The 25,649-nt window shown below is 74.6% G+C and carries 24 protein-coding genes; 16 read left to right on the top strand and 8 right to left on the bottom strand.

All coding sequences use genetic code 11. From position 1 onward, the window contains the following. The first annotated feature begins 153 nt into the window (after window positions 1-153). From RM425_RS05985 to heR, 6 genes are all read left to right on the top strand, one after another. A complete protein-coding gene (locus RM425_RS05985; protein WP_311344270.1) occupies window positions 154-2,157 on the top strand; it encodes an arabinofuranosyltransferase in 2,004 nt (667 codons plus the stop codon). A 50-nt stretch (window positions 2,158-2,207) separates the two neighbouring features. Further along, window positions 2,208-2,714 (top strand): cupin domain-containing protein, encoded by a 507-nt coding sequence (locus tag RM425_RS05980; protein WP_311344269.1) that lies wholly within the window; start codon window positions 2,208-2,210, stop codon window positions 2,712-2,714. A gap of 67 nt (window positions 2,715-2,781) precedes the next feature. Beyond that, window positions 2,782-3,174 carry a VOC family protein gene (locus RM425_RS05975; RefSeq protein WP_311344268.1) on the top strand — a complete coding sequence of 131 codons (393 nt, stop codon included), beginning with the start codon at window positions 2,782-2,784 and terminating at the stop codon, window positions 3,172-3,174. An 86-nt stretch (window positions 3,175-3,260) separates the two neighbouring features. Next, window positions 3,261-4,226, top strand: coding sequence for an asparaginase (locus RM425_RS05970; RefSeq protein ID WP_311344267.1), 966 nt, complete (start codon window positions 3,261-3,263; stop codon window positions 4,224-4,226). A 49-nt stretch (window positions 4,227-4,275) separates the two neighbouring features. Next, the gene (locus RM425_RS05965; protein WP_311344266.1) at window positions 4,276-4,455 is read left to right on the top strand and encodes a hypothetical protein; all 180 of its coding nucleotides are present in this window, start codon (window positions 4,276-4,278) and stop codon (window positions 4,453-4,455) included. Between the two features lie 30 nt (window positions 4,456-4,485). Next, window positions 4,486-4,860 carry a heliorhodopsin HeR gene (heR, locus tag RM425_RS05960; RefSeq protein WP_311344265.1) on the top strand — a complete coding sequence of 125 codons (375 nt, stop codon included), beginning with the start codon at window positions 4,486-4,488 and terminating at the stop codon, window positions 4,858-4,860. Window positions 4,861-4,899: 39 nt separating this feature from the next. On the opposite strand, the gene RM425_RS05955 is transcribed toward heR, so the two are convergent. Both RM425_RS05955 and RM425_RS05950 read right to left on the bottom strand, forming a co-directional pair. Continuing rightward, complete coding sequence (locus RM425_RS05955) at window positions 4,900-5,745, bottom strand: ABC transporter permease (protein ID WP_311344264.1); 846 nt, start codon at window positions 5,743-5,745, stop codon at window positions 4,900-4,902. Next, window positions 5,742-6,737 carry an ATP-binding cassette domain-containing protein gene (locus RM425_RS05950; protein WP_311344263.1) on the bottom strand — a complete coding sequence of 332 codons (996 nt, stop codon included), beginning with the start codon at window positions 6,735-6,737 and terminating at the stop codon, window positions 5,742-5,744. Before RM425_RS05950 ends, RM425_RS05955 begins: the two co-directional genes overlap by 4 nt. 223 nt (window positions 6,738-6,960) lie before the next feature. On the opposite strand from RM425_RS05950, the gene RM425_RS05945 reads away from it, so the two are divergent. From RM425_RS05945 to RM425_RS05930, 4 genes are all read left to right on the top strand, one after another. Beyond that, window positions 6,961-7,425 carry a nuclear transport factor 2 family protein gene (locus RM425_RS05945; RefSeq protein ID WP_311344262.1) on the top strand — a complete coding sequence of 155 codons (465 nt, stop codon included), beginning with the start codon at window positions 6,961-6,963 and terminating at the stop codon, window positions 7,423-7,425. Between the two features lie 125 nt (window positions 7,426-7,550). Beyond that, a complete protein-coding gene (locus RM425_RS05940) occupies window positions 7,551-8,414 on the top strand; it encodes a polysaccharide deacetylase family protein (RefSeq protein ID WP_311344261.1) in 864 nt (287 codons plus the stop codon). A gap of 185 nt (window positions 8,415-8,599) precedes the next feature. Then, the gene (locus RM425_RS05935; protein WP_311344260.1) at window positions 8,600-9,418 is read left to right on the top strand and encodes an ABC transporter ATP-binding protein; all 819 of its coding nucleotides are present in this window, start codon (window positions 8,600-8,602) and stop codon (window positions 9,416-9,418) included. Window position 9,419: 1 nt separating this feature from the next. Then, on the top strand, window positions 9,420-11,963 hold the full coding sequence (locus tag RM425_RS05930) for an ABC transporter permease (protein ID WP_311344259.1): 2,544 nt from the start codon (window positions 9,420-9,422) through the stop codon (window positions 11,961-11,963). 180 nt (window positions 11,964-12,143) lie between these two features. On the opposite strand, the gene RM425_RS05925 is transcribed toward RM425_RS05930, so the two are convergent. Beyond that, a complete protein-coding gene (locus RM425_RS05925) occupies window positions 12,144-12,479 on the bottom strand; it encodes a hypothetical protein (RefSeq protein WP_311344258.1) in 336 nt (111 codons plus the stop codon). Between the two features lie 136 nt (window positions 12,480-12,615). Between RM425_RS05925 and RM425_RS05920 the strand changes: the two genes are divergently transcribed. Beyond that, window positions 12,616-13,305: an NRDE family protein gene (locus RM425_RS05920; RefSeq protein WP_311344257.1), complete on the top strand. Its 690-nt coding sequence runs from the start codon at window positions 12,616-12,618 to the stop codon at window positions 13,303-13,305. 13 nt (window positions 13,306-13,318) lie between these two features. Here the strand turns inward: RM425_RS05920 and RM425_RS05915 are convergent, their stop codons facing one another. Beyond that, entirely contained in the window at window positions 13,319-15,658 is a 2,340-nt protein-coding gene (locus RM425_RS05915; RefSeq protein ID WP_311344256.1) for a lysylphosphatidylglycerol synthase transmembrane domain-containing protein, read from the bottom strand. A 163-nt stretch (window positions 15,659-15,821) separates the two neighbouring features. Here RM425_RS05915 and RM425_RS05910 point away from each other — a divergent pair, with 163 nt between their 5' ends. The 3 genes from RM425_RS05910 to RM425_RS05900 all read left to right on the top strand — a co-directional run bounded on the left by RM425_RS05910 (window position 15,822) and on the right by RM425_RS05900 (window position 18,374). Beyond that, a complete protein-coding gene (locus RM425_RS05910) occupies window positions 15,822-15,992 on the top strand; it encodes a hypothetical protein (RefSeq protein ID WP_311344255.1) in 171 nt (56 codons plus the stop codon). A gap of 89 nt (window positions 15,993-16,081) precedes the next feature. Beyond that, window positions 16,082-17,299: an MFS transporter gene (locus tag RM425_RS05905; RefSeq protein WP_311344254.1), complete on the top strand. Its 1,218-nt coding sequence runs from the start codon at window positions 16,082-16,084 to the stop codon at window positions 17,297-17,299. A 37-nt stretch (window positions 17,300-17,336) separates the two neighbouring features. Beyond that, window positions 17,337-18,374: an MsnO8 family LLM class oxidoreductase gene (locus RM425_RS05900; RefSeq protein ID WP_311344253.1), complete on the top strand. Its 1,038-nt coding sequence runs from the start codon at window positions 17,337-17,339 to the stop codon at window positions 18,372-18,374. On the opposite strand, the gene RM425_RS05895 is transcribed toward RM425_RS05900, so the two are convergent. Then, window positions 18,361-19,614: an MFS transporter gene (locus RM425_RS05895; RefSeq protein WP_311344252.1), complete on the bottom strand. Its 1,254-nt coding sequence runs from the start codon at window positions 19,612-19,614 to the stop codon at window positions 18,361-18,363. The two genes, RM425_RS05900 and RM425_RS05895, sit on opposite strands and share 14 nt — an antisense overlap. Window positions 19,615-19,724: 110 nt before the next feature. Here RM425_RS05895 and RM425_RS05890 point away from each other — a divergent pair, with 110 nt between their 5' ends. Further along, window positions 19,725-20,360 (top strand): trimeric intracellular cation channel family protein, encoded by a 636-nt coding sequence (locus RM425_RS05890; protein WP_311344251.1) that lies wholly within the window; start codon window positions 19,725-19,727, stop codon window positions 20,358-20,360. Between the two features lie 138 nt (window positions 20,361-20,498). Then, on the top strand, window positions 20,499-21,548 hold the full coding sequence (locus RM425_RS05885) for a porin PorA family protein (RefSeq protein WP_311344250.1): 1,050 nt from the start codon (window positions 20,499-20,501) through the stop codon (window positions 21,546-21,548). A gap of 80 nt (window positions 21,549-21,628) precedes the next feature. Here RM425_RS05885 and RM425_RS05880 read toward each other — a convergent pair whose 3' ends face one another. From RM425_RS05880 to RM425_RS05870, 3 genes are read right to left on the bottom strand one after another with little or no spacing between them, the layout of a single operon-like run. Next, window positions 21,629-22,750 (bottom strand): acyl-CoA dehydrogenase family protein, encoded by a 1,122-nt coding sequence (locus RM425_RS05880; protein WP_311344249.1) that lies wholly within the window; start codon window positions 22,748-22,750, stop codon window positions 21,629-21,631. Further along, window positions 22,747-23,946 (bottom strand): acyl-CoA dehydrogenase family protein, encoded by a 1,200-nt coding sequence (locus tag RM425_RS05875; protein ID WP_311344248.1) that lies wholly within the window; start codon window positions 23,944-23,946, stop codon window positions 22,747-22,749. Before RM425_RS05875 ends, RM425_RS05880 begins: the two co-directional genes overlap by 4 nt. A 48-nt stretch (window positions 23,947-23,994) precedes the next feature. Beyond that, window positions 23,995-25,497, bottom strand: coding sequence for an AMP-binding protein (locus tag RM425_RS05870; RefSeq protein WP_311344247.1), 1,503 nt, complete (start codon window positions 25,495-25,497; stop codon window positions 23,995-23,997). Window positions 25,498-25,649 lie beyond the last annotated feature (152 nt).

Here is a 25,649-nt window from a genome sequence, read left to right as displayed (position 1 = left end):
ACGGCCGGGGCTCCTCGGAAGGCCCGAGCTCCGGCCACGCCGAGCCCCGGCCACCGGAACGTCGTCCTCGCACGCGCGGGAGAATCGCTGCATGAACTCCAGGCCGGCCTCCCCGAGAGCGGTCGCGGTCCCGGCGTCGGGAGCGATCGGCACGTGAGCACGACCGCCCGCGAGGCCATGGCCGTCGGTCCCCCGAGCCCTCCCGCCGCTCCCCCGCGCCCCGGGGGACGTCGCACCGCCGTCGGTCTGCGGTCCGTCCTGCTGCTCGTGCTGACGCTCGGCGGATGGGCGGTCACGGCCTGGCTGATCGACGTGTGGGACGTGACCGTCGTCGACCGGTTCTGGCAGGACCGCCTCGTGCTGGTCCTCACCGTGACCGCGGCGCTGGCCGCTGGGGCGGTCGCCGTCCTGGCCCGCAGCCGGCCCCGGCTGGCGGCGGACGCGGGCATCGTCGCCGCAGGCGTGCTGATCGGTGCGGCGACGACGGCGGCACTGCACGGCACCCGATGGGGGTGGGGCGGCCTCTACGCCGACTCCTCCTTCCGCACCCAGATCGCCACCCGGTACGCCGAGACGCCGGCACTGGCCGACTACGGCTACCGCGATCTCCCCGCCTACTACCCACCCGCCCTGGGCTGGATCCAGGGCCGGCTCGCGGCCGTCACCGACCTGGCCGGCTGGGAAGCGGTGAAGCCGGTGCAGCTGCTGGTGGGCGTGCTCATCCCGCTGGCCGCCTACCTGCTGTGGCGCACGGTGGTCGGCGCCCTGCCGGCGTCGGCGGTGGCCGCCCTCGTGACGATCTGGACCGTGCACCCGCACAAGCCCGACGAGTGGCTGGTGCTCTGCTGCCTGCTGCCGTGGTGGCTGCTGGCCGTGCGTGACGTGCGGGCGCCGGGGGTGCGGCGGTGGCCGGCCTGGCGGCTCGGCGTCGTGCTCGGGTTGCTGCTGCTCGTGCACACCTACTGGTTCCTGCCGTTCGGCGTGGCGACGGTGCTGGCGCTGACCTACGACGCCGTCCGACGCCGCCTCGCCGGGCGGCGGGGGCCGCGGCCCGAGCCGCGGCTCCCCCTGCGACGGGCGCTGGTCATCGGCGCGGTGGGCCTGGCCGTGTCGGCCGTGTCCTGGGTGCCCGTGGTCCTCGCGCGGCTGCGGTTGCCCTCGGACAGCCTGCAGATGCGCTACTCCCTCGCCGGCGCCCACGACCTGGTGCTCCCCTCACCGCTCGAGGCGGCCGAGTTCGCCGGGCTGGTGGGGCTGGCCTGGCTCGGCTGGGTGGCCTGGACGCGGCTGCGCGGGCGCGACATCGGGCACGGCACCGCGGAGCTCGCCGGGGGCCTCGCGCTGGCCCTGCTGGGGTGCCTGGTGACGCTGCGCCTGGGCGCGCTGGCCGAGCGGGCCGACATCGGCTTCCTCGCGTTCAAGACCCAGGACGCCGCGATGACGGTGCTGCTGGCCGCCGGGGTGCTGGGCACCGCCGACTGGCTGCGGCGCTGGTCGGCCCGGCGGCGGAGGGGTGGTCCGGCCGGCGCCTCCACGCTGCCCCGTCTCGCCGCCGTCGTCCTCGCCGCGGGCGCGGCGGCGACCGCCGCGTTCCACCTCGCCGACTACTGGGTCACCGGGCACCACGCGCTGGTCGCCCAGACCACCCGCTACCCCGACGGCTCCGCCCCGACCGGGGACCCGGACGACGGGCCCTACATCGGCACGCTGTTCGTCGAGCCCAGCGACCCCTCGGTGGCGGAGATCCGTGCGGCGTGGCGGACGCTGCGTCCGGAACTCCCGCTCTCGGACGCCGTCCTGGTCACCTCGCAGGTCGACCTGCTCGCCACGACACCGGTGCACGGCTTCCTGGCCTTCAAGAGCATCTACTCCCACCCCAACGGCCGGTTCGAGGACCGGGTGGCGCTGCTGGAGGAGGTCGGGGACTGCCCGACCTCGGCGTGCGCCGCGGACCTGCTGCGCGACAACGAGTTCGACGAGGTCGACGGCCTGGTGCTCCAGCGGGCCGGCGAGGTGTGGCTGCTCCCCCTCATGGTCGACGACTTCCCGAACAAGACGGTGCGCACCGACATCGACTTCCCCGACGCGGTGCTGACGGGCCCGGAGTTCGAACGCATCGAGCTCGGCCGGCTCGTGGTCATCGCGCTCCGGCCCTGACCACGACGGGGAACCGGCTCGGCGGGGCGTCGCTCTGGCAGGCTGGCCCGGTGAGCTTCCCGGACGCCCCCGGCTACCCACCGGTCCGGTACCGCGAGGAGGCGGGCGAGCGCAGCGCCCGGCTCCGCCCGGCCGGCACCCCGCCCGACCTGGTCGGGCCCGCGACGGAGATCGGCTACCTGGCCACCGCGGTGCAGACCGACGGCGGGTTCGGCCTGTACCGGTACACGATGACCGGCCCGCCGACCGGACCCGGCCCGCACTTCCACCGCACCATCTCCGAGTCCTTCTTCGTCCTCTCCGGCACCGTCCAGCTCTCCGACGGCGGCGACTGGTACGACGCCACGGCCGGGGACTTCCTGCACGTCCCCGTGGGCGGGGTGCACGCGTTCCGCAACGCCTCCGGGGAGCGCGCCGAGATGCTGCTGCTCTTCGCACCCGGTGCGCCGCGGGAGTCCTACTTCGCGGCCAACATGGCACGGGCCGCAGCCGGCCTCGAGCTCACCGAGGAGGAGCGGCTGGCCTTCCTCCGGGCCCACGACCAGTACGACGCCTGAGCCGCCGACACCACGACGGACGCCGGGGATCGCGCCGCCCGCAGGCAACCGCTGCAACGATCACCGCATGCCTCCTCTGAACGGCGCCTCGCACCTCGCCCTCACCGTTCGCGACATGGACGCCAGCGCCGAGTGGTACCGGCGCGTCCTGGGCCTGCAGGAGCTGCGCCGCTACGGCGCGGACGAGGCCGGCTCGCCCCGCGTCCTGCTGCTCGACCCGTCGAGCTTCTTCGTCGTCGGGCTCTGCCAGCCCGCCGACGGCTCGTCCGAGGCGTTCGACCACCGGCGCACCGGGCTGGACCACTTCGCCTTCAAGGTCGCCGACGACGCCGAGCTCGACCGGTGGGTCGCCCACCTCGACGAGCAGGGCGTGCCGCACTCGCCGGTGCGCGTCCTGGACCTCGGGCGGTTCGTGTCCTTCGAGGACCCCGACGGCATCCAGTTCGAGTTCTGGCTGTAGTCGCCCTCGGGTCGCCGGACCGCGATGGCCGTAGGAGCGTGGGACCCCGTCGTCGCCCTGACGCAGCAGGGGCGGGAGGAGGTCGTGTGGGCCGGATCCATCTGCTCGCCACCGGCGGCACCATCGCCAGCCGGCACGGCCCGGACGGGCTGGCGGCCCTCACTCCCGCCGCCGAGCTGCTGACCGCGGCCGGACCGCCCCCCGGGCTGACCGTCACCACCAGCGACCTCGGCGCCGTCGGCAGCTTCGCGCTCACGACGCCGGACCTGCGCCGGCTGGTCGACGAGGCCCGCCGGTCCCTGGCCGACGGTGTCGACGGCGTGGTGGTCACCCACGGCACCGACACCATGGAGGAGTCGGTCTACCTCGCCGACCTGGTTCACGACGACCCGCGGCCGATCGTCTTCACCGGCTCCCAGCGACCCTTCGACAGCCCCGCGCCGGACGGCCCGGCCAACCTCGCCGATGCGCTGCGCGTCGCCTCCTCCCCCGCCGCCCGGGACCTGGGCGCGCTGCTCTGCTTCGACGGGGAGGCCTTCGCGGCGCGCGGGGTGCGCAAGGTGGACACCCTGCGCAGCGCCGCCTTCGGCGCTCCCGGGCGCGGGCCGGTGCTCCGCGTGGCCGGCGGCTCGGTGCTCTCCCTCGGCCGGCCCGCCCGCCCGGACCCGCTCCCGCTCGACCTGGCGGTGGAGCTGCCGCGGGTGGACGTCGTGGCCTGCTACCTCGGGGCCGATGCCGCACTGGTGCACGCGGCCGTCGACGCCGGCGCCGCGGGCATCGTGCTCGAGGCGTTCGGCGCGGGCAACGTCCCCCCGGCGGTGGCCGAGGCCGCGGAGGACCTCGTCGCCCGCGGCGTCCCCGTGCTGATCTGCTCCCGGGTGCAGTCCGGGCCGGTCCTCCCCCTCTACGCCGCGGGCGGGGCCCGGCTGGCGCGAGGTGGCGCGGTGTTCGCCGGCGACCTGAGCCCCTGGCAGGGCCGGCTGCTGCTGGCCGCGGCGCTCGCGCTCGCGCCCGACGATCCGCAGCGGGTGCTCACCGCGTACCTCGCCTGAACCCCGCCCCATCCGGACGCGGGCGACCCACCGGAAAGGAACGCGACCGATGACCAAGGAGATCTTCGTGGCCTTCGGCGTCGACATCGACGCCGTCGGCGGCTGGCTCGGCTCCTACGGCGGGGAGGACTCCCCCGACGACATCTTCCGGGGCGTCTTCGCCGGCGAGATCGGCGTCCCGCGCATCCGCTCGAGCACTCGATCAACTCGACCATCATGGTGCTGCTGATCTGCGCCTACACCGGCATCACCGCGGTGCGTGCCCCTCATCGGCATCGCCGGCGCCGACGTCGCCATGATCCTGTTCGGCTGGCTGCAGGAAGTGATGAATCCGCCCGGCCGGGCCCGGACGACGATGCTGCCGTTCTGGTTCGGTTGCGTCGCCGGGGCTGCGCCGGGGGTGGCGGTCACGACCAACATCGTCGGCGCCGCGGAGATACCGGGCTTCGTCTACGGGATCTTCGGGTCGCTGTCCGTGTTCTTCACGAGCTTCGCGGTCAACCAGTGGCTGCAGTACCGGCAGGTCGGCGCGTGGCGCGACTACGCCTACGGCGAGCAGGCCTACCTGGTGCTCAGCCTGGTCGCCAAGAGCGCCCTCGCCTGGCAGGTCTTCGCCGGCTCGCTGGCCACCTGAACCGCCCCGCGGCGGGATCAGGTGGCCGGGCCGGGCCGGTCAGTCGCGGGAGCGACGCCGGAACGCCGAAACGGCGAGCGGGGCGAAGATCGCCGTGAGGACGAGCGACCAGGCGATCGACATCGCGATCGGGTGCTGCAGCGGCCATGCGGCCTCGGGGCCCGCAATCGGGCCGTTGCCCCACAGCTCCCGGCAGGCCTGGGCGATGGCGGACACCGGGTTCCACTCGGCGATGGTGCGCAGCCACGACGGCATGCTCTCCGTCGGGACGAACGTGTTGGCCACGAAGGTCAGCGGGAACATCACCGTGAACATGAAGCCCTGCACGGATTCGACGGTGCGCATGAGGGACCCGACCCAGATGCCGAGCCAGATCACGGCGAAGCCGAACAGCAGCAGGAGCAGGAACCCGAGCACGCCGTCCACGACGCCGTTGCGCACCCGCCAGCCGATGAGCAGGCCCGTCACGCCCATCACCGCGACGCCGATGCTGGAGTGGATGAGGCTGGACAGGCTGCGTCCGACGAGCACCGCGGGACGTGGGACGGGCAGGGACTTGAACCGGTCGACGAACCCCTTCTGGAGGTCGTTGGTCAGCCCCATGGCCACGATCGCCGAGGAGAACACCATCGTCTGGACCATGATCCCGGGCAGCAGGAACTCCCGGTAGTTGGACCCCTCGACCGCGATCGCGCCGCCGAAGACGTAGGCGAACAGCAGCACGAACATCACCGACTGGACCGTGACGTCCAGCAGCATCTCCGGCATCCGCCGGATGTGGATCAGGTTCCGCCAGACGATCGTCATCGAGGCCCGGACGAGCGACGGCGGATGGATGGGCGGCCGCGACGCCGGCTTCACGGGGGTGGTCTGGACGGCGGTCACGTCGTCGCTCCTTCGGTGGTCGGGCCGGCCGGGGCGCCCGCGGCGGGTTCGGCCTCGGCGCGGCGGCCGGTGAGGTGCAGGAAGACGTCGTCCAGGCTCGGCCGGGCCAACCCGAGGTCGTCCAGTTCGATGCCGCTGGCCTCGAACACCGCAGCGATGCGCGTCATGTCCCCCAGCCCGCCGGCCTGCGCGGTGAGGCGACGGCTGCCGGGTTCGACGTGCACCTCCGGCGAGTGCGCACGCATCAGGTCGGCCGCCGGGTCGAGGTCGGCGGCGTGGGTCAGGGTGACCACGACGCTCGCCTTGCCGGCCCGGTCCTTGAGCTGGGTGGGAGTGCCGGCCGCGATGACCGTGCCCTTGTCCACGACGACGATCTCGTCGGCCAGGTGGTCGGCCTCCTCCAGGTACTGGGTCGTCAGCACCAGCGTGGTGCCTTCCGTGACCAGCTCGCGCAGCACCGCCCACAGCCCGGACCGGCTGTGCGGGTCCAGGCCGGTCGTCGGCTCGTCGAGGAAGAGGATCGGTGGGGTGGCGAGAAGGCTCACCGCCAGGTCGAGCCGGCGTCGCATGCCGCCGGAGTAGGTCCTGGCCATCCGGTCGGCCGCGTCGGTGAGGTCGAAGCGGTCGAACAGGCGCTCGGTCGCCTCCCGGATGTACTTCTTGGGCAGCCCGTAGAGACTGCCGATCAACCTGAGGTTCTCCCGACCGGTCAGGATCTCGTCGACGGTGGCGGCCTGTCCGGTGAGGCCCAGGCTGCGACGGACCTCGTTCGGCTGCTCCCGGATGTCGTGACCGGCCACCCGGCCCGTGCCGCTGGTGGGGACGCTCAGCGTCGTGAGCATCCGCACGAGGGAGGTCTTCCCCGCTCCGTTGGGTCCGAGCAGGCCGAGGACGGACCCCTCCGGGACGACGAAGCTCACGCCGTCGACGGCTCGGGTCGTGCCGAAGTGCTTGACCAGGTCGATGGCTTCGACGGCAGGAGTCACGTCCATGCCAGGATCCTCGGCTCAGGTACCGACAGTTCTGCAGCGGCGGTCCTCCGCGGAGTCATGCCGTCAGCATGCGACCTCCAGGGGGCACCGGAGCAAGCGATTTCTCGGAGGGCGCACGACGGCAACGCCACGGCGCACGGCCTCCGGACGGCCGGTGCCGGGCGGCTCCGGAGGCCGGTGACCGTCCTCCGTGGCACGGTGCAGGGAGGAGAAGGGAGCACCGATGAGCCGACCACCCCTGCCCCCGTTCACGCGGGAGACGGCGGTGCAGAAAGTGCGCCTGGCCGAGGACGCCTGGAACACCCGCGACCCCGAGAAGGTGGCCGGCGCCTACACGGCCGACTCCCGGTGGCGGAACCGCTCGGAGTTCGTCACCGGCCGGGACGAGATCGTCGCGTTCCTGACCCGCAAGTGGCAGCGCGAGCTCGACTACCGGCTGATCAAGGAGCTGTGGGCCGCCGAGAGCGATCACCTGGCCGTCCGCTTCGCCTACGAGTGGCGCGACGGGTCCGGCAGCTGGTTCCGCTCCTACGGCAACGAGAACTGGGAGTTCGACGACGAGGGCCTGATGCGCCGGCGGCACGCGAGCATCAACGACGTGCCGCTCGCGGAGGAGGACCGGCTCTTCCACTGGCCTCGGGGACGCCGCCCCGACGACCACCCGGGACTCACCGACCTCGGCCTCTGACCAGGGGGCGTGCCGGCACGACGCGTGCGGGTGGGGCGCCGCGCCTCGTCGTCCGCGGTTCCGGATCCCTTCCGCCACGCGGCCGCGGTCTTGCCCGTCCGTTCCCGGGCCGAGAGGGTGGGGCAGTGAAGAGACGCGGGTTCCTCGCAGCCGCGGGTGCGGTCGTGCTGGCAGCGTGCTCGGGTCCCGGCGCGTCGACGGCTCCGACGGCGGCGCCGACGACGCGTTCCTCCCCGCCGGCCACCACCCCCACGCCGTCGCCGTCCCCGGAACCAGCTCCGACGCCCGCGACGGCCCAGGAGGTGCTGGCCCGCTCCACGGTGCCGGTGCTGTGCTTCCACCAGCTGCGCGAGTTCCGTCCGGATGACAGCGCCTACGCCCGCACGCTGATCACACCCCCGACGGTCTTCCGGGCGCAGCTGCAGGCGTTGCGGGACGGCGGCCGGACGCCGATCAGCACCGGCGCGCTGCTGGACCACCTGCAGTTCGGCGCGCCCCTGCCCGATCGTCCGGTGCTGCTGACCTTCGACGACGGCTCGGCGACCCACTACTCGGTGGCCCTGCCGGTCCTGACCGAGTTCGGTTTCCCGGCGGCGTTCTTCCCCATGACCGTCGTGCTCGGGAAACCGGACTGGCTCAGCCACGACCAGGTGCGCGACCTCGACCGGGCCGGCATGAGCATCGGCGCGCACAGCTGGGACCACCAGCGGGTGGACCGGCTCGCCGGAGACGACTGGGCGGTCCAGCTGGACCGGCCGCGGGCAGAGCTGGCGGAGATCCTGGGCCACCCGGTCGACACGCTGGCCTACCCGCACGGCGTCTGGTCGGCCGAGGCTCTCCCCCGGGTCGAGGCAGCCGGCTACCGGGCGGCCTTCCAGCTCTCCGAGCCGCAGGACCCGACCTACCCGCTGCTGACCATCCGCCGGATCATGCCGCCCCCGACGTGGGACGGACCGACGCTGCTCGAGCGGATGGACGCGGCCTTCTGAGACCCCATGGCCTGTGGCCGCCTCGAACGGTGGAAGTCGCCGACTTCCTTCACAGCCGGGCGCCGGTTGCGCACCGAGATCGTTCACTCGCGGTGTGCCCAAAACCCCTACCGGGGGCTGACGACCCTCCCCTACCGTGCTGAAGCTGCAGGCGGTGACCCGTCCCCCCATCCCGAGGAGCTCCCGTGACCCCCCTCCCGCCCACCGACGCGCAGTCCGTCCCGACGCCGGCGGCGCGGGGCCGCTCCCTCACCAAGGTCTTCGGTGAAGGCGACACCCGGGTGGTGGCCCTGGACGGCGTCGACGTGGACTTCGCCCGCGGGCGCTTCACCGCGATCATGGGGCCCTCCGGCTCGGGCAAGTCGACCCTCATGCATTGCATGGCCGGCCTGGACTCGGTCACCAGCGGACAGGCGTTCATCGGCGACGTCGACCTGAGCACGCTCGACGACAAGGCGCTCACCGTGCTGCGGCGCGACCGGGTCGGGTTCGTCTTCCAGGCCTTCAACCTGCTGCCCACGCTCACCGCGATGGAGAACATCACGCTGCCGATGGACATCGCGGGTCGCAAGCCCGACCGCGACTGGCTGGACACGGTGATCGACACGGTCGGTCTGCGGCCGCGGTTGACGCACCGGCCCAGCGAGCTCTCCGGCGGTCAGCAGCAGCGCGTGGCCTGCGCGCGGGCGCTCGCCGGCCGGCCGGACATCGTCTTCGCCGACGAGCCGACCGGGAACCTGGACTCGCGCAGCGGCGCCGACGTGCTGCACTTCCTGCGCCGCTCGGTGCGCGACATGGGGCAGACCATCGTGATGGTCACCCACGACCCGACGGCCGCGAGCTACGCCGACCGCGTCCTCTTCCTGGCCGACGGGCGGATCGTCGACGAGATGCTGGAGCCCACCGCGGACCGCGTGCTGGAGCGGCTGAAGGCGTTCGATCCCGACAGCGGCGGCGAGCGGACCGCGGCTGCCGGCGACGACACGAGAGCAGCGGTGCGCTGACGTGTGGCGGACCACCTGGCGCAACCTGCTGGCGCACAAGCTGCGGTTGGCCATGTCGGGGCTGGCGATCGTGCTCGGCGTCGCCTTCGTGGTGGGCACGCTCATCTTCACCGACACCCTGAGCAAGACCTTCAACGACCTGTTCCGCAGCACCGCGGCCGACGTCACCGTCACCCGCGCCGCGGCGTTCGACCAGGGCCTGGCGGGCACCGGCGCGGGCGGCACCGCCACCTTCGTGCCGGACGACCTGGTCGACGAGGTCGCCGACGTGGACGGCGTGGCGGCCGTCGCCGGTGACATCACCGCCGAGGGGGTCTACGTCCTCGACCCCGACGGCGAGGTCCTGGACACCGGCGGGGCCCCGGGCATCGGCATCAACTGGACCACCGAGGAGGCCGTGTCCGTGACGACCCTCGTCGAGGGGCGGGCGGCGACCGGCCCCGGCGAGGTCATGATCGACACGGGAGCCGCCGAGGAGACCGGCTACGACGTCGGTGACACCATCACGCTGCTCACGCCCGGCCCGCGCGTCGAGGCCGAGCTCGTCGGCACCTTCCGGTTCGGCGAGGAGGGCGGGCTGGCCGGGGCGTCCCTGACCGCGTTCGACACGGCGACCGCCCAGGAGCTGCTGACCGCGCCGGGACAGTTCACCGGGATCGGCGTCGCCGCCGACGACGGCGTCGCCCCCGGCGAGCTGGCCGACCGGGTCGCCGCCGCGGTGGGTTCGGACTACGACGTCAGGACGGCGGCCGAGCAGGCGGACAGCCTCGCCTCGGACTTCTCCGAGGCGCTGCAGTTCTTCAACATCTTCCTGCTCGTCTTCGCCGGGATCGCGCTGTTCGTCGGCACCTTCATCATCCTCAACACCTTCTCGATGCTGGTCGCGCAGCGGACCCAGGAGCTGGCGCTGCTGCGGGCCCTGGGCGCCAGCAAGGGGCAGATCACGCGCTCGGTCCTGGGCGAGGCCCTGGCGGTGGGCGTCGTCGGATCGACCATCGGGCTGGCGGCCGGCTACGGGATCGCCGCCGGGCTGCGCGCCCTCTTCGGCTCGTTCGGCCTCACCCTGGACGGCAGCCTGGTCTTCGCCGTCGACACCGTGCTGTGGGCCTACGCCGTCGGCGTCCTGGTGACGCTGGTGGCCGCCTACCTCCCGGCCCGGCGCGCGGCCGGCATGCCGCCGGTCGCGGCCATGCGCGACGACGTGGTCACCGTGCAGCGCGGTCTGCGCCGGCGCACCGTGGTCGGCGTGCTGCTGGCCGCCGCCGGCGCCGCGGCGCTGGTGGCCGGGACGCTGACCGAGGACGGCGGCAGCGCGGCCTCGCTCGTCGGCCTGGGCGCGCTGGGGCTGATCCTGGGCGCCACGGCGCTGAGCCCGGTGCTGGCCCGCCCGTTCCTGCGGGGGGTGGGCGCCGTGCTGCCGGCGATCTGGGGCACGACGGGGCGCCTGGCCCAGGAGAACGCCGTCCGCAATCCGCGGCGCACGGCTGCGACGGCGTCCGCGCTGATGATCGGCCTGGCGCTGGTGAGCGCCTTCAGCGTGATCGGCGCCTCGACCAACGCGAGCATCGACAAGCTCATCGCGGGGTCGGTCCGCGCCGAGTTCGTGGTCTCCAGCGCCGTGGGGCAGCCGTTCAGCACGGACGTCGCGACGCGGATCTCCGAGGTCGACGACGTCGAGACCGTCATGCCGCTGCGCTGGGGACAGGCCCTGCTCGACGGCGACATCACCTTCCTGACCGCGGTCGACCCGTCGGGGCTCGACCGCAGCGTCGAGCTGACCTGGGTGAGCGGCTCCGCGGACGGGCTCGGGGACGACGGGCTCATCGTGGACGAGGCCACGGCGGACGCCCGGGGATGGAGCGTGGGCGACACCGTCGACGTCCTCACCATCGACGGCCGGCAGCAGGAGGTCGTCGTCGGCGGGATCTACGAGTCCAACCAGGTGGTGGGCTCCTCGATCGTGTCCCTCGACACCCTCAGCGGGGCAGGAGGCGTGGCCCAGGACCGGTTCCTGTTCGTGGACCTCGCCGACGGCGCGGCGCCCGCTGACGTCCGGCCGCAGCTGGAGGAGGTGCTCGGCGCCTTCCCGATCGTCGACCTCAAGGACCAGGGCGAGTTCTCCGAGGAGCAGAAGGGGCAGGTCGACCAGCTGCTGCTGCTCATCAACGCCATGCTCGTGCTGTCGGTGCTCATCGCCGCGCTCGGCATCGTCAACACCCTGGCCATGTCGGTGATCGAGCGGACCCGGGAGATCGGGCTGCTGCGCGCCGTCGGGCTCGGCCGTACCCAGCTGCGCCGCATGGTCCGGCTAGAGGCCGTGCTCATCTCGATCTACGGCGCGGTGCTGGGACTGGTCCTCGGCACGCTGTTCGGCGTCGCCCTCAGCCGGGCGCTCGACGACCAGGGGATCACCGAGGTGGTGGTGCCCTGGCCGCGGATGGCGGTGTTCCTGCTCGTCGCGGCGGTCATCGGCGTGCTGGCCGCCGTCGGGCCGGCGCGGCGGGCCGCCCGGCTCCGGATCCTGGACGCCATCGCCCGGGCCTGACGGCCGCCGGCCCGCGCGGAGGAAGGTCTGCACCCCGTCGCGGGGCCGGTTCGACACTGCCGCATCCGGGACGGGCACCGGGTCGCGGCGAGGATCGCGGCGGCACTCCGCGCACGGACGGTGCGACGCACCTGCAGGGCGGCCTGTTCCCGCTCGGGGCCGTCGGCCGGGTGCCGGACGTCAGCCGGAGCGGTGCAGCAACCGGGCCAGCGGCGACCTCGAGCGCGCCCGGGGCCGCTCCTGCACCGGCGGCGCGGGCCGCTCCGGCTCCGGAGGTTCCGGAGCCGGTCGCGCCGGTGGGGTCGTCCCGTGCGGCCGCGCCGGCTCGACGACCCGCGAACGGGCGAGATAGTGCTGCAGCGCGTCGGCACCCGACCGGTGCCCGCGCGCGGCCACGTCGTGCCGCGCCTCCCACTCGGCCATGCACTTCTCGGCCGCGGTCATCTGCAGCGGGTCCCAGGTGGGCCGCGGTCGTCCTGGCTGCGCCGCCCGCGCGCTGCCGCTGTCGGTGTCCATTCCGCCTCCTCGTGGGGCGCCGGTGGTCCCGATGCTCCCCGTCCGGCGCGCCGCCACCCAGGGCGCAAGGTCCCCGTTCCGCCGCGCCGACCGGCCCGGCGTCCGCGGGGTCCCCGCAGGCGGGAAGGATGGCCGCATGTGCACGGTCGTGGTGCGACGGTCCGGTGCCGGACCGGCGGAGATCCTCGCCGTCCGCGACGAGGTGACCACGCGCGAGTTCGACGCCCCCGACCGGTGGTGGCCGGAGCTGCCCGATCTCGTGGGTGGTCGCGACCGCGTCGCCGGCGGGACGTGGTGCGCCACCGACGTGGGCACCGGCGTGACCGCGCTGGTGCTCAACCGGTACCACGAGCGGCCGGCCGCTCCCGGGGCGCCGAGCCGGGGTGTCCTGCCGCTGCTCGGCGCCGCCCACGGCCCGTCCTGGGTGGACCACGTGCGGCTGGACGGCATGGCCGGCTTCCTGCTCGTCCTGGTCGCACCGGACCGGCTGACCAGCTGGGAGTTCGACAGCGAGCGGCTCACGGCGACCGAGCACCCGGCGGCCACGCAGGTGTTCACCTCCGGCGGCCCGGAGGACCGCAAGGCCGAGCTGTGGCGCGGGACCTTCGCCGCGGCGCCCTTCCCCGACCGCTGGCGCGAGCTGGTGCAGGAGCAGGAGCCGGCCCCCGAGGCCGAGGCCCTGGTCATCCGCCGCGAGCGGGAGGGCGTCGTCTACGGCACGGTGTTCGCCGAGACGATCGACGCCCGGCCCGGCCGGTTGCGCCTGGAGTACACCCGGCAGCCCTGGACCGGGGACTGGGACACCGCCGCGTTCGCCGCGGGCTGATCCGCCCGGCGGCTCAGATGTGCTCGCGCCGCTGCAGGTGCACGAAGGCGACCCAGCCCACCGGCGCGGGCAGCCAGAACGTGACGGTGCGGAACGCCAGCACCGCGGCCAGGGCCGCCGCCACCGGCACGCCCGTGGCGGTGAGGCCACCGATCAGTGCGGCCTCCACCGCACCCAGGCCGCCCGGGGTGGGCGCCACGGACCCCACCGCCGAGGACACCAGGTAGACGCCGATCACCGTGGGCAGGGCCAGCGAGGCGCCGAAGGCCCGCAGGGAGGCGTCGAGCGCCAACGCGTACCCGGCGTTCTGCAGGACGATGCCGCCCAGCGCCGTGGCCAGCCGCCGCGGCTCGGTGGCCGCGGCGAGCAGCTGCGGGAGCGACTGCCGGACCAGCGGCTCGAGGCGGCGGTACAGCAGGTGCCGCACCGGGGGGATCGCGAGCAGGACACCCACGACGGCGACGGCGCCGAGCAGCACGAGCAGCACGTCCGTGCTCGGCACCAGGGACAGCCGCGACGTCGACACACCGCTGCCCCAGCCGACGACCAGCAGCAGGACGACCGTCGCCGCGACGGTCGCCACCTGGCTCACCGCGACACTGGCCGCGGCCGCGCCCAGGCCGAGTCCCGAGCGCTGGAGGTAGCGGATGTTGAGCCCGACGTGGCCGACCGTCGGCGGGGTCACGAGGGTCAGCCACGCCGTCGCCACCTGCACCAGCGTGGTCCGCGCCAGGGACAGCACCGTCGGCACGAACGCGACCAGGGCGAGGGCCGCCCCGAGGTAGGTCAGCGCCGAGCCGCCGAGGGCGACGAGCAGCCACAGGGGTTCGGCCCTCCGGATCTCGTCGACGATGCTCACCTGCGACAGCTGCGAGGCCAGCAGGAAGGCCGCGACGGTCGTCGCCACCACGGTGAGGACGGCGCGCAGCGAGAAGCGCTCCAGGCGGGGCGCGGCGGCCACGGTCCCGTCCGGGGCGGCCAGCGCGCGCCGCAGCTCGTCGAGGACCTCGGTGCCGCGGACCGACCGCCGTACGGCCGCCGGCAGCGCGACCGGCTGCAGCAGCGCCGCCACCCGGGGCGGCGTCGGAGCCGGGGCCCGGTCGGCCTGCAGCGCGGCCGCCGCCGCGGCCGGTCCGACCACGGTGGCCCCACCGACGAGGAGGGCCACCGTGTCCAGGTCGCGCTGCAGCTCACCGGCCGCCGGCTGGGCAGCTCTCAGGTCGCGGAACCCGGCCGCTCCCCCCGGCCCCAGCACGACGCTGTCGGGCGTGAGGGCGCCGTGCGCCAGGCCGACCCGGTGCAGCCGGCGCAGCGCGGCGAACGCGGCGGCCAGGCCGGCGACCGCGCCGTCGCCGGCGTCGGGCAGCGGCGTCCCGTCCGTTGGCCGCTCGGCCAGCACGAGAGCGGGCCCCACGGCGAGCAGCGCCAGCACCGCGGGCACCGGCACGCCGGCCGCGCCGGCCAGCGCGGCGCTCGAGGCCTGCCGCTCCAGGTCGCTGCGCTGGCTGATCGCCGGCCGGCCGACCACCGCGGCGCGGAACCGGAGCATCCGCCCGGCCCGGCGCACCAGCGGCAGCCCCCGGCCGTCCGGGTCGACGACGGTGATGCAGACGGGACCGCTCGCGTCCTCGCCGGTGAGCCGGAGGAAGCCGGCCGCCTGCTCGGTCGTGTGCAGCTCGCCCACCACCACACCCGCGCGGGCCAGCTCCGCGCGGATGACCTCGTCGCGCGGGCGGGCCGGGGCGACCCCGGCCGCGAGGCGCACGGCGAGGCCGGCGACGGCGCCGAGGAGCACCGCCGCCACCGCGCCGAGGACCGTGAGGCTGCCCAGGGCCACCCCGAGGATCAGAGCGGCCAGGACCGACCACCGGCTCGGCTGCCGCCAGCGCCGGCGTCGCTGGAGGTCGGCGCCGACGAGGAAGGCGACCGAGGCCACCACGGGCACCAGCGCGGCGTCGTCGCGCGGCCCGGTCAGGACGTCGGCCACGACGCCACCGGCCGCGTCGCCGACCCGCTCCCCCACGGCGCCGAGCAGCAGACCGAGCAGCCCCGCGGCCAGGCCCTGCACCAGCGCCGCTCGCCGGTGGCGGGCCGCGTCCACCGCGACGGTGACCAGCACGCCGAGGATCGTCAGGGACGCGGCCACCGACGCGACGGAGGCGAGGGTCCGCGGCAGGCCGCGACCGAGCGTGGGGACGGCGCCGTCGAGCGCGTCCACCACGTCCGGTGCCGTTCCCGTGGCCAGCACGACCAGGGTCAGCCCGGCCCCGGCGGCGAGCAGCTGCACGACGTCGGTCGGACGGCGGATCCGGGGGACGACGGGACGCGGTGCGTCCTCGCCGGCCTCGGTCACCGCGCGATCATCCCCGAGCCGGTCGCCGGGTGGGACGACGGGACACGACTCTGCCCGATCGTGGGCAGGGGGCGCTGTGGCCGGCCCACCCCGATCCGGCGACGGCGTTCCGCGGGCCGGGCCGGGTCCTGCGACGGGACGGATGCGCTGGTTGACTACTCGCATGGTGTCCCCACTGCCGGAACCGGGTCGCGAGATCGATCCCGATCAGCCGATCCCCGATGACCCGGGTGAGCTGCTGCCCGACGCACCGGAGGAGCTCCCGCCGCCGCCCATCGAGGCCACGCCGGAGGATCCCGGCGGCGATCCGGGCAGCGTCCCCGAACCGGCCTGAGCCGGGGTCGTCCTCCGCCTCCTCCCCCGTCGCGCCGGGTCCCACCCGCCGGCGGAGCGCCCCGCCACGACGTGCCAGGATCGACCGTCGTGCGACTCGTCGGGCGCGGTGAACTGCCCCGCGAGGTGGGCGTCCTCGCGATCATCGCCTTCGTCGTGGCCCTGGGCTTCGGCATCGTGGCGCCGGCCATCCCGCTGTTCGCCCGCGACTTCGGCGTCGGCCGGACGGCGGTCGGCCTGGCCGTCAGCGCCTTCGCGTTCTTCCGTTTCGTCTCGGCGTTCGGCGGCGGCTCGCTGGTCGAGCGGTTCGGCGAACGCCTGGTCCTGGCCGCCGGGCTGCTGATCGTCGCCGTCACCACCGGTGCCGCCGGCCTGGCCGGCTCCTTCCCCGTCTTCCTGGCCCTCCGCGCAGCCGGTGGCGTGGGCAGCGCGATGTTCAGCGTCGCCGCGCTCTCGCTGCTGTTCCGGGTGGCCCCGCCCACGCACCGCGGACGCGCCGCGGCGACCTGGCAGGGCGGGTTCATCCTCGGTGGCATCGCGGGGCCCGCGGCCGGCGGTCTGCTCGCCGAGCTCTCCCCGCGACTGCCCTTCTTCCTGTACGCCGGTTTCCTCCTGGTCGCCGGCGTCGTCGGGATGGTGCTCCTGCGCACCGCGCCCGAGGGGGCGACGGCGGCGCCGTCGGCCGGCGTGGACCTCGACCCGGGCCCGGTCGGGCTGCGCAGCGCCCTGCGGTCGCGCGCCTACCTCGCGGCGCTGGTGGCCAACCTCGGGGTCGGCTGGGTGCTCTTCGGCGTCCGCAACTCCCTGGTGCCGCTGTACGTGACCGAGGAGCTCGGCCGCACCGTCGCCTGGGCGGGGGCGGGCCTCCTGGTCGGATCGCTGGCCCAGGCGATCGCCCTGCTGCGGTCGGGCCGGCTGGTCGACGAGTGGGGCCGGCGGCCCTCCCTGCTGCTGGGTTCCACGCTGGCCACCACCTCGATGCTGGTGCTGGTCGCCCCGCCGCAGCTGGGGCTGTTCCTGCTGTCCATGGCGGTGTTCGGCCTCGCCGCCGCCCTGCTCGCCAGCGCGCCGGCCGCGCTGGTCGCCGACGTCAGCCCGGCGCGCGGCGGACGCGTGGTCGCGGTGTTCCAGATGTCGGCCGACCTCGGCGCGATCACCGGCCCGCTGGTCGCCGGCTGGCTCACCGACGTCGCCTCCTTCCAGTGGGCGTTCGCGGTCAGCGCGCTGGTGCTCGCCGCCGCCCTCGTGGCCACGCTGTCGCTGCCGCGGGCGGGCGCACCGACCGCGGCCGGCACCGGACGGGGTTGATCGGAACAGGCCACGGGCGGAGGGCGCTGCACCGGCCGTGACCGCTCCCGAGCCCCGGCTGTCGCTGCTGGACCGGGCCCGCACCCGCGCCGGCGAACCCGATGCGGCAGCGCTGCGTGCGACGGTCGCGCGCGCGGCGTCCGCCGAACGGCTCGGGTTCGGGCGGTTCTGGGTGGCCGAGCACCACGGGGTCCCCGGCATCGCCGGCGCCGCGCCCGCCGTCCTGCTGGCCGCGCTCTCCGGCGCGACGTCCACCATCCGGCTGGGTTCGGCCGGCGTGATGCTCCCCCACCACCAGCCCCTCGTCGTCGCCGAGCAGTTCGCCACGCTGACGGCCTTCGCGCCCGGCCGGGTCGATCTGGGCCTGGGGCGCTCCCCCGGCTTCACCCCGCCGGTGCGCCGCGCCCTGCGGGAGACCGAGCGCGACTTCGCCGCCGACCTGGCCGAGCTGCGCGGCTTCCTGACCGGGACGGGAGAGATCACGGTGCACCCCCGTCCGGTCGGCGACGTCCCGATGCACGTGCTGGCCACCGGGCAGGGGCTGCAGGTGGCCGCCGCGCTCGGGCTGCCGGTGATCGTCGGCGGTCCGCTCCTGGGCGTGGCCGGGGACCCCGAGCCCGGGCTCGCGGCGCTGGCCCGGTACCGGCGGGACTTCCGACCCTCGGAGCAGCTGGCCCGGCCGCGGGTGTCGATCAGCCTCGACGTGCTGGTCGCCGACACCGCCGCCGAGGCCGCGGACCTGCTGCTGCCCGAGGCGTGGGCCATGGCGGTGTCCCGGACGACGGGATCGTTCCCGCCGCTGGAGCCGTTGGTGGCCGTGCAGGCCGCGTCCCGCACCCCACGGCAGCAGCGGTACCTCGAGCAGACGGCCGCCGCGGCGATCGCGGGCACCGCCGCTCAGGTGGAGAGGCGCGTGGCCGAGCTGATCGAGCGCACCGGCGCCGCCGAGCTGGTCGCCAGCAGCAGCACCTTCGACCGGGAGGCGCTGGCCGCCTCCGACTCCGCGCTGGCCGCGATCCTCGGGACGGCGCCGGCCCCCGGGCGGCGTTCGGAAGCCCGGCTCACCCCGGGATGACGGCGGCCTGGGTCTCGGCGAGCCGCCGGCGGTGGTCGCGCACCATGGCCCGCGTGGCGTAGGTCGAGTACTTCGGCACCCACCGGGCGAGACCCGCCGCGCCCAGGAGTCCGACCCCGCCCATGACCGCGATGCCCACCCCCAGCGTCGCGACCGTGGCGATGGCCGCCGGCACGACCGGTCCCAGGGAGGTGCCCACGTCGTTGATCAGCCGGAAGATCGCGAGGAACGAGCGCCGGTCCACCTCGGGTGAGGTGTCCGCGCCGAGGGTCATGACGATGCCGGAGCCGATCCCGTTGCCGAAGGCCATCACCATGGCCACCGCCGTGAGGGTGGCGGCGCTGGACGCCAGCGGCAGGGCCATCGTGCCCAGGCCCAGGACGAGCATGCAGGGGACGGCGATCCACAGCCGGCCCAGCGTGTCCATCACGTGGCCGGAGGGGTAGAAGAGCGCCATGTCGACGGCGTTGGCGATGCCGAAGATCAGGCTGGTGGTCGTCGCGTCCAGGCCGATGTGCTCCGCCCACAGCGGGATGACCGCCACCCGGGCCGCCCGGATGGCGCCGATCGAGGCGACGGCGATGCCGAGGGTGAGGAACAGCCGCCGGTGCCGGCGGAACATCTCCCGCACCCCCACCGGTCCGGAGTGGGCACCGACCGCCGACCCACCCGTCGACGTGACCGGCGCGAAGGCGAGGACCACGGCGGCCAGCAGCGACGCCACGACGGCGACGGCGAACGCCGACCGCGTCCCCCACACCGAGATGACGGCCGCCCCGACGAACGGGCCGATGAACAGGCCGATGCGGAACACGCCGCCGAGGGTGGACATCGCCCGGGCGCGGTGGTGGACGGCGACGACGTCGGCCACGTAGGACTGCCGGGCGAGGTGCATCGTCGCGCCACAGGCGCCCAGCACGAGCAGGGCCACCGCCAGCGCGGCGACGGAGTCGGTCAGCAGCACCGACAGCATCGCCGCCGCGGAGGCGAGCATCGCGGCGAGCATCGCGCCCTTCTCGCCCACCCGGTTGGCCAGCCAGGCGGCGGGGACGTCGCCCAGGATCGTGCCGATCCCGATGGCGGCGAGCATCAGCCCGGCCACCGTCGTGGAGGCACCGGCGTCCAGGGCGGTGAGGGCGATGACCGGCATGACCGCGCCGTGGCCGATCTCGTACACCAGCATCGGCAGCATCACCGACGGCCCGATCTGCCGGACGACGGTGCGCAAGGTCGAACTCATCGCCGTGGTTCCTCGTCCCCGCTCGGTGGCCTGTCCCGGTCAAGCATGAGACACCCGGGGCCGACGACTCGTGCGCCGGGCGCCGGCGACGCGCAGGTTACGTTCCCGCCATGGCAACGACGGCGCTGCTGGTCCTCGACCTCGTCGGCACCTTCGCCTTCGCGCTCAACGGTGCCCTGACCGCCCTGCGCACCACCCGGCTCGACATCGTCGGCGTGATCACCCTCGGCATGATCACCGCTCTGGGCGGCGGCACCATCCGGGACGTCTTCCTCGACGCGCTCCCGCCGGCCACCTTCCTCGACTGGCGCTACCTGGCCGTGGCCGCCGCCGGCGGGCTGATCGCCTTCCTCACCGGGCACCACCTGGACCGGATCAACGGCACGATCACCGTCCTCGACGCCGCCGGGCTGAGCCTGTTCGCGGTCACCGGCGCCCTCAAGGCGGTCGATCTCGGCTTCGGCCCCGCCCAGGCGGTGATCGTGGGTGCGATCACCGGGGTGGGCGGCGGCACCCTGCGGGACGTGCTGATCCGCCAGGTGCCGTCGGTGCTCAGCAGCGGCCTCTACGCCGTGCCCGCGCTGGTCGGCGCCACCGTGGTCGTCGTCGCCGACCTGCTCGACGCCCGGGGCCCGGTCGCCGCCGTGGCGGCCGCCGCGGTGTGCTTCGCGATCCGCATGCTCGGCGTCCGATTCGGCGTGGACGCGCCCTTCCCGCCCGGTGGACGGCGGCGTGAGCCCGGATAGTTGCGGAACTGCATGGTGGCCGACGTCACCGACCCGTTCGGGGCGGATTCGGCAGCGCGAAGGCCCCGACGCAGGTCACAGTCGAGAGCGACGCAGACTCGTCGGGTTCGCACCCCCCTCGCTTCCGGAGTCCCACACGTGAGATTGACCCGTTCCTCCGTCGTCCTCGCCGTCATCGGCGTGCTGCTGATCGTCGCCGCCGCGGTCGTCCGCTTCGTCGTCGTCCCCTCGGTCACCGAGCTCCCGACCGACCTCGACGTCACGCTCGAGTTCGAGGGCACGTACAACGGCATCAACCCGGGCGTGATCAACGGCTCGTCGACCGAGGTGCTGTCGGAGGACGTCCCGATCCAGGCGACCCGGCAGGTGCTCGGCGAGTCCGTGGACGGCGACACCGAGATCGTCCTGCGCAGGGACGAGCGGACCATCGGCGATCGACGGCCGCAGGTGACCGAGGTCCGGTTCGCCGTCGACCGCGAGACCTTCGAGGCCGTCGCCGCCCCCGGCGACGCCGAGGACGTGACGTCCGCCGAGGGTCTGGTCTTCAGCCTCCCCGTCGACCCCTCGACCGAGGAGGGCGCGTACGGGTACTGGGACCAGTACACGATGCAGGCCGCCCCGCTGACGTTCGAGGGCGAGGACACGCTCGGCGGTCGCGAGGTCTACCGGTACGAGTCGGTGGCCGAGGGTGAGCTCGCCGACCCGCCGTCGCTGGGCCTGCCGAGCTTCCTGCCCAAGGCCCAGCTCGCGGCGCTGGCGCCCGGGCTCGAGGGCCTCGTGGCTCCGGAGCTGCTGGCCGCACTGCCCGGGGTCCTGCCGTCGCTGCCCACCTCGATCCCGATCGAGTGGACGTCGAAGACGACGACCCTCGTCGTCGCCGACCAGGAGCTCGGGGCGACCGTCGCCGGCGGGAGCACGCAGGAGATCACCGGTTCGCTCGACCTGGGCGTGACGACGGTGGACGTGCCGTTCGCGACCATCGCGATCGAGTCCACCGACGACTCGATCGAGACGCGCGGGGACCAGGTGGCAGACGACTCGCAGCTGCTGAAGCTGGTCGGGACCGTCCTGCCGATCGTCGCGCTGGTGGTCGGCGTCCTGCTGCTGGTCGCGGCGCTGCTCCTCGCCCGGCGGGCGGCGGCACGCGCCGCGGCGCCGGTGGAGACCGGTTCGCACTCCTCGGTCTGACCCACGACGACGGGCCCGGCCCCGGGTGATCACCACCCGGGGCCGGGCCCGTTCCACGTCCGGCGGCGCCGCGCCGGGCGTCAGCCCACCGGGGCCGGCGCGGGCAGGTCCACCAGCTCGGCCAGCCGGGCGCGGTGGGCGGCCGGGGTGCCAAGGGCGATCTGGTCGGCCTTGGCCCGCTTGAGGTAGAGGTGGGCGGGGTGCTCCCACGTCATGCCGATACCGCCGTGCAGCTGGACGGCCTCCTCGGCCGCCTTGACCGCGACGTCGGAGCAGAACGACTGCGCCACCGCGGTGGCCACGACGGTCTCGGGGTCCTCATCGGCCGTCGCCGCCGCCGCGTACCGCGCCGCGGCGCCCGCCGACTCGACGGCCGCGTACAGGTCGGCCAGCCGGTGCTTGAGGGCCTGGTAGCCACCGACCACGCGGCCGAACTGCCGGCGGTCCTTGAGGTAGGCGATCGTCGTGGTCAGGCACCACTGCGCGACGCCGTACTGCTCGGAGGTCAGCAGCGCGGCACCGACCTCGAGGCCGCGGCGCACCGCGTCCCCGCCCTCGCCGGCGCCGAGCAGCTCCTGGCCCGCCACCCCCTCGAGGGTCACGTCGGCGAGCTGGCGGGTCATGTCGAGCGAGACGACGGGCTCGATGCGCGCGTCCGCGGCCGCCACCGCGTACACGGCGGTGCCGCCCGCCGTGGCGACCGGCACTAGGAGGACGTCGGCCTCGATGGCGCCCGCGACGCTCCGTGCGCTCCCGCTGATCCGCCCCTCCTCGGCCGAGAAGGCCGGGGACTCCTCGCCCGGCCCCGCCGACAGCGGGAGGACCAGCGCGGCGGTGCGCTCGCCGGCGGCCAGGCCGGCCAGCAGCTCATCCGCGGCACCCCCCGGCGCGGCGGCCAGCAGCACGGTCGTGGCGACGACGCTGCTGGTGAGGAACGGCACCGGTGCCACCGAGCGGCCCAGCTCCTCGAGGACCACGGCGGCCTCGCGGGCCGAGGCACCGGCTCCCCCGCGCTCCTCGGGGATGAGCAGACCGGCGAGCCCGAGGTCGCCGGCGATCGCACGCCACAGCGGGTCCACGACGGACCGATCGCCGTCGTAGATCCCCAGCACCGTGTTCGGCTCGCTGCGGGCGGCGACGAGGTCGCGCACGCTGCTGCGCAGGTCGTCCTCGACGTCGGTGTAGAGCAGGTTGAGGCTCATCGGGGCAGGTCCTTCCAGGCGATGCCGGTGTCCACACGCGGCTCGGAGGGCAGTCCGAGCACCCGCTCGGAGATGACGTTGCGCAGGATCTCCGAGGTGCCGCCCTCGATGGAGTTGCCCTTGGCGCGCAGGTAGCGGTAGCCGGCGTCGCGGCCGGTGAAGTCGACGTGCTGGGGGCGCTTCATCGTCCAGTCGGAGAACCGCAGCCCCTCCTCGCCGAGCAGTTCCAGCTCCATCCCGCTGGCCTCCTGGGCGATGCGGGCGAAGGTCAGCTTCATGGCCGACCCCTCGGGGCCGGGCTCGCCGACGGCGAGCTTCTGCCGCAGCCGCTGTCCGGTCATCCGGGCGACCTCGGCGTCCACCCACAGGCGCATGAGCTTGTCGTGCTGGCCGGCGCCGCGGCGCTCGGGGTGCTCGCGCCAGGTCCGGGCGAGGACGCCGACCATGCCGCTCTCCCGGCCGCCGCCACCGCCGCCGATGGCGACGCGCTCGTTGTTCAGGGTGGCGGTGGCGACCTTCCAGCCCTGTCCCTCGTCACCGAGCCGCTGGCTGTCGGGGACGTGCACGTCGGTGAGGAAGACCTCGTTGAACTCGGCCTCGCCGGTGATCTGCCGCAGCGGCCGGACGTCGACGCCGGGAGCGTCCATGTTGCACAGGAAGTAGCTGAGGCCCGCGTGCTTGGCCACCTCGGGGTTGGTGCGCGCCACCAGGATCGCCATCTGCGCCTTGTGCGCACCCGACGTCCACACCTTCTGGCCGTTGACCACCCAGTCACCGCCCTCGCGGACGGCGCGGGTGCTGACGGCGGCGAGGTCGGAGCCGGCGCCGGGCTCGCTGAACAGCTGGCACCAGATCTGCTCACCGGTCCACAGCGGGCGGAGGAACTTCTCCTTCTGCTCCTCGGTACCGAAGGCCAGGATCGTCGGGGCGGCCATGCCCAGGCCGATGCCGTTGCCCCGCGGGTTGTTGTCGGGGGCTCCGGCGGCGGCGAACTGGGCGTCCACCTGCGTCTGGAACGCGCGGGGCAGGCCCAGCCCGCCGTGCCCGGCCGGGAAGTTGACCCAGGCCAGCCCGGCGTCGTACCGCGCGCGGAGGAAGTCCAGCCGCTCCATGGTCGTGTGGTCGTGCTCCGCGAGGAAGTCGGCGACCCGCTGGCGCAGGTCCTCCCCCACGGTTCGTGCGTCGGTCGCGGTCATGACGGAACTCCAGTCGGGTCGGGTGCAGGACGAGGTCGGAGGAGGGGGCTACTGCGGGGCGGGCAGCCGGTCGGCCAGCAGCTGGGAGCGCCGGACCTTGCCGGCCTCGTCCCGCAGCGGCTCGCCGACCAGCTCGAACGTGCGCGGCTGCTTGTACCGCACCAGCCGCTCCGCCAGGTGACGGCGGAGGTCGTCGAGGTCGACGGCGTCGCGCCCGGGCGCCGGCTGCACGATCGCGTGCACCACCTGGCCCAGGTCTTCGTCGGGCAGCCCGATGACGGCGCTGGAGGCGACCTGCGGGTGCTCGTCCAGCGCTGCCTCGACCTCGGCCGGGTACACGTTCGAGCCGCCGACGAGGATCATGTCGGTGCGCCGGTCGGCCAGGTACAGGTAACCGTCCTCGTCCAGCCAGCCGACGTCGCCGAGGGACTCCCAGTCACCGCGGGTGCGCGCCTCCGCGCCGATGTAGCGGTAGGAGGGCCCCATGCCCGGGGCGCGCCGCAGGTAGACCTCCCCGACCGTGCCCGGAGGCAGCTGCTCGCCGTCCGGGCCGAGGATCGTCATCTCGCCGTAGGCCACCTTGCCGACCGAGCCACGGTGCTCCAGCCACTCGGCGCCGCTGATGATCGTGCCGGCCTGCGCCTCGGTGCCGGCGTAGAGCTCCATCAGCACCTCGGCGCCGACCCAGTCGATCCACACCTGCTTGAGCCAGGGCGGGCACGGGGCGGCCAGGTGCCAGACGACCTCGAGCGAGGAGAGGTCGTAGCCGTCGCGGACCTCGTCGGGGAGCCGCCAGATGCGGCTCATCATGGCCGGCACGAGGTAGAGCCAGGTGGCCCGGTGGCGCTCGACCAGGCGGAGGACGCCCTCGGCGTCGAACCGCGGCATGAGCACGAGCGTCGAGCCGTTCAGCAGCCCGGCCATGGCGCTGGTGAAGGGTCCGTTGTGGTACAGCGGGCCGGGCATGAGCAGGGTGCCGCCGGGCCGGTGCTTCCACACCGCGACGCCGAAGGGCTCCACGACGCCGGCCTGCGCGGACACGATGAGCTTGGGCCGGCCGGTGCTGCCGCCCGACGTCGGCGCCTTGTAGGCCGGCGAGACGACCGTCGGCAGCGGGCTGTCGTCCGCGACCTCGCTCAGCAGCTCGTCGACGTCGACGATCGGGCGGTCCAGCGCCATGCCCGCCCGCGCGATGACCAGCGGCGGCCGGGCGAGCTCGACGATGCCCTGCAGCTCGAGCGGCGGCAGCGCCGCGGACACCGGCTGCGGGACCGCACCGGCCTTCCAGCAGGCGACGCACGCCTCGACGAACTCCACGCTGTTCGGCAGGCCGATGGTGAGCAGGTCGCCGAGGACCACCCCGCGCGCGAGCAGTGCCCGGGCGAGCCGGTTGGTGCGGCGGTCCAGCTCGGTCCAGCTCCGCGAGACGTCCTCGCAGACGACCGCGGGCGCGTCGCCGTACCGGGCGGCCAGCTCCGCGACGCGGACGCCGATGGGCACCGGCGGTGGCGGGTCCTCGACGTCCCCGGCGCTCTGCGCGGTCTGGGTCATCGGGTGCCTCCACGGTGCGCGCGGGTCCGGTGCCGGAGCGTTCGACCCGGGCGCACTGCCCCGGTCGCACGGCTCGCCTCCGACGGTCAGAGCGGGCACGACCCCGGGACGTCCGGGCCGCACCCACCGTGAGCGGGCCCACATCGGCCCGT

Source organism: Blastococcus goldschmidtiae (assembly GCF_031845325.1).
GTDB classification, from domain to species: domain Bacteria; phylum Actinomycetota; class Actinomycetes; order Mycobacteriales; family Geodermatophilaceae; genus Blastococcus; species Blastococcus goldschmidtiae.
Note: the sequence above shows the minus strand (reverse complement) of the source record. Positions and strands in the feature narration are given on the sequence as shown.

What these genes read in the sequence shown, in the direction of transcription:
- RM425_RS05945 (WP_311344262.1), top strand. Translation starts at nt 6,961, where the DNA reads ATGAGCCGACCACCCCTGCCCCCGTTCACGCGGGAGACGGCGGTGCAG.
- RM425_RS05870 (WP_311344247.1), bottom strand. Translation starts at nt 25,497, where the DNA reads ATGACCCAGACCGCGCAGAGCGCCGGGGACGTCGAGGACCCGCCACCG.
- RM425_RS05890 (WP_311344251.1), top strand. Translation starts at nt 19,725, where the DNA reads ATGGCAACGACGGCGCTGCTGGTCCTCGACCTCGTCGGCACCTTCGCC.
- RM425_RS05895 (WP_311344252.1), bottom strand. Translation starts at nt 19,614, where the DNA reads ATGAGTTCGACCTTGCGCACCGTCGTCCGGCAGATCGGGCCGTCGGTG.
- RM425_RS05910 (WP_311344255.1), top strand. Translation starts at nt 15,822, where the DNA reads ATGGTGTCCCCACTGCCGGAACCGGGTCGCGAGATCGATCCCGATCAG.
- RM425_RS05880 (WP_311344249.1), bottom strand. Translation starts at nt 22,750, where the DNA reads ATGAGCCTCAACCTGCTCTACACCGACGTCGAGGACGACCTGCGCAGC.
- RM425_RS05950 (WP_311344263.1), bottom strand. Translation starts at nt 6,737, where the DNA reads ATGGACGTGACTCCTGCCGTCGAAGCCATCGACCTGGTCAAGCACTTC.
- RM425_RS05925 (WP_311344258.1), bottom strand. Translation starts at nt 12,479, where the DNA reads ATGGACACCGACAGCGGCAGCGCGCGGGCGGCGCAGCCAGGACGACCG.
- RM425_RS05965 (WP_311344266.1), top strand. Translation starts at nt 4,276, where the DNA reads ATGACCAAGGAGATCTTCGTGGCCTTCGGCGTCGACATCGACGCCGTC.
- RM425_RS05975 (WP_311344268.1), top strand. Translation starts at nt 2,782, where the DNA reads ATGCCTCCTCTGAACGGCGCCTCGCACCTCGCCCTCACCGTTCGCGAC.
- RM425_RS05875 (WP_311344248.1), bottom strand. Translation starts at nt 23,946, where the DNA reads ATGACCGCGACCGACGCACGAACCGTGGGGGAGGACCTGCGCCAGCGG.
- RM425_RS05920 (WP_311344257.1), top strand. Translation starts at nt 12,616, where the DNA reads ATGTGCACGGTCGTGGTGCGACGGTCCGGTGCCGGACCGGCGGAGATC.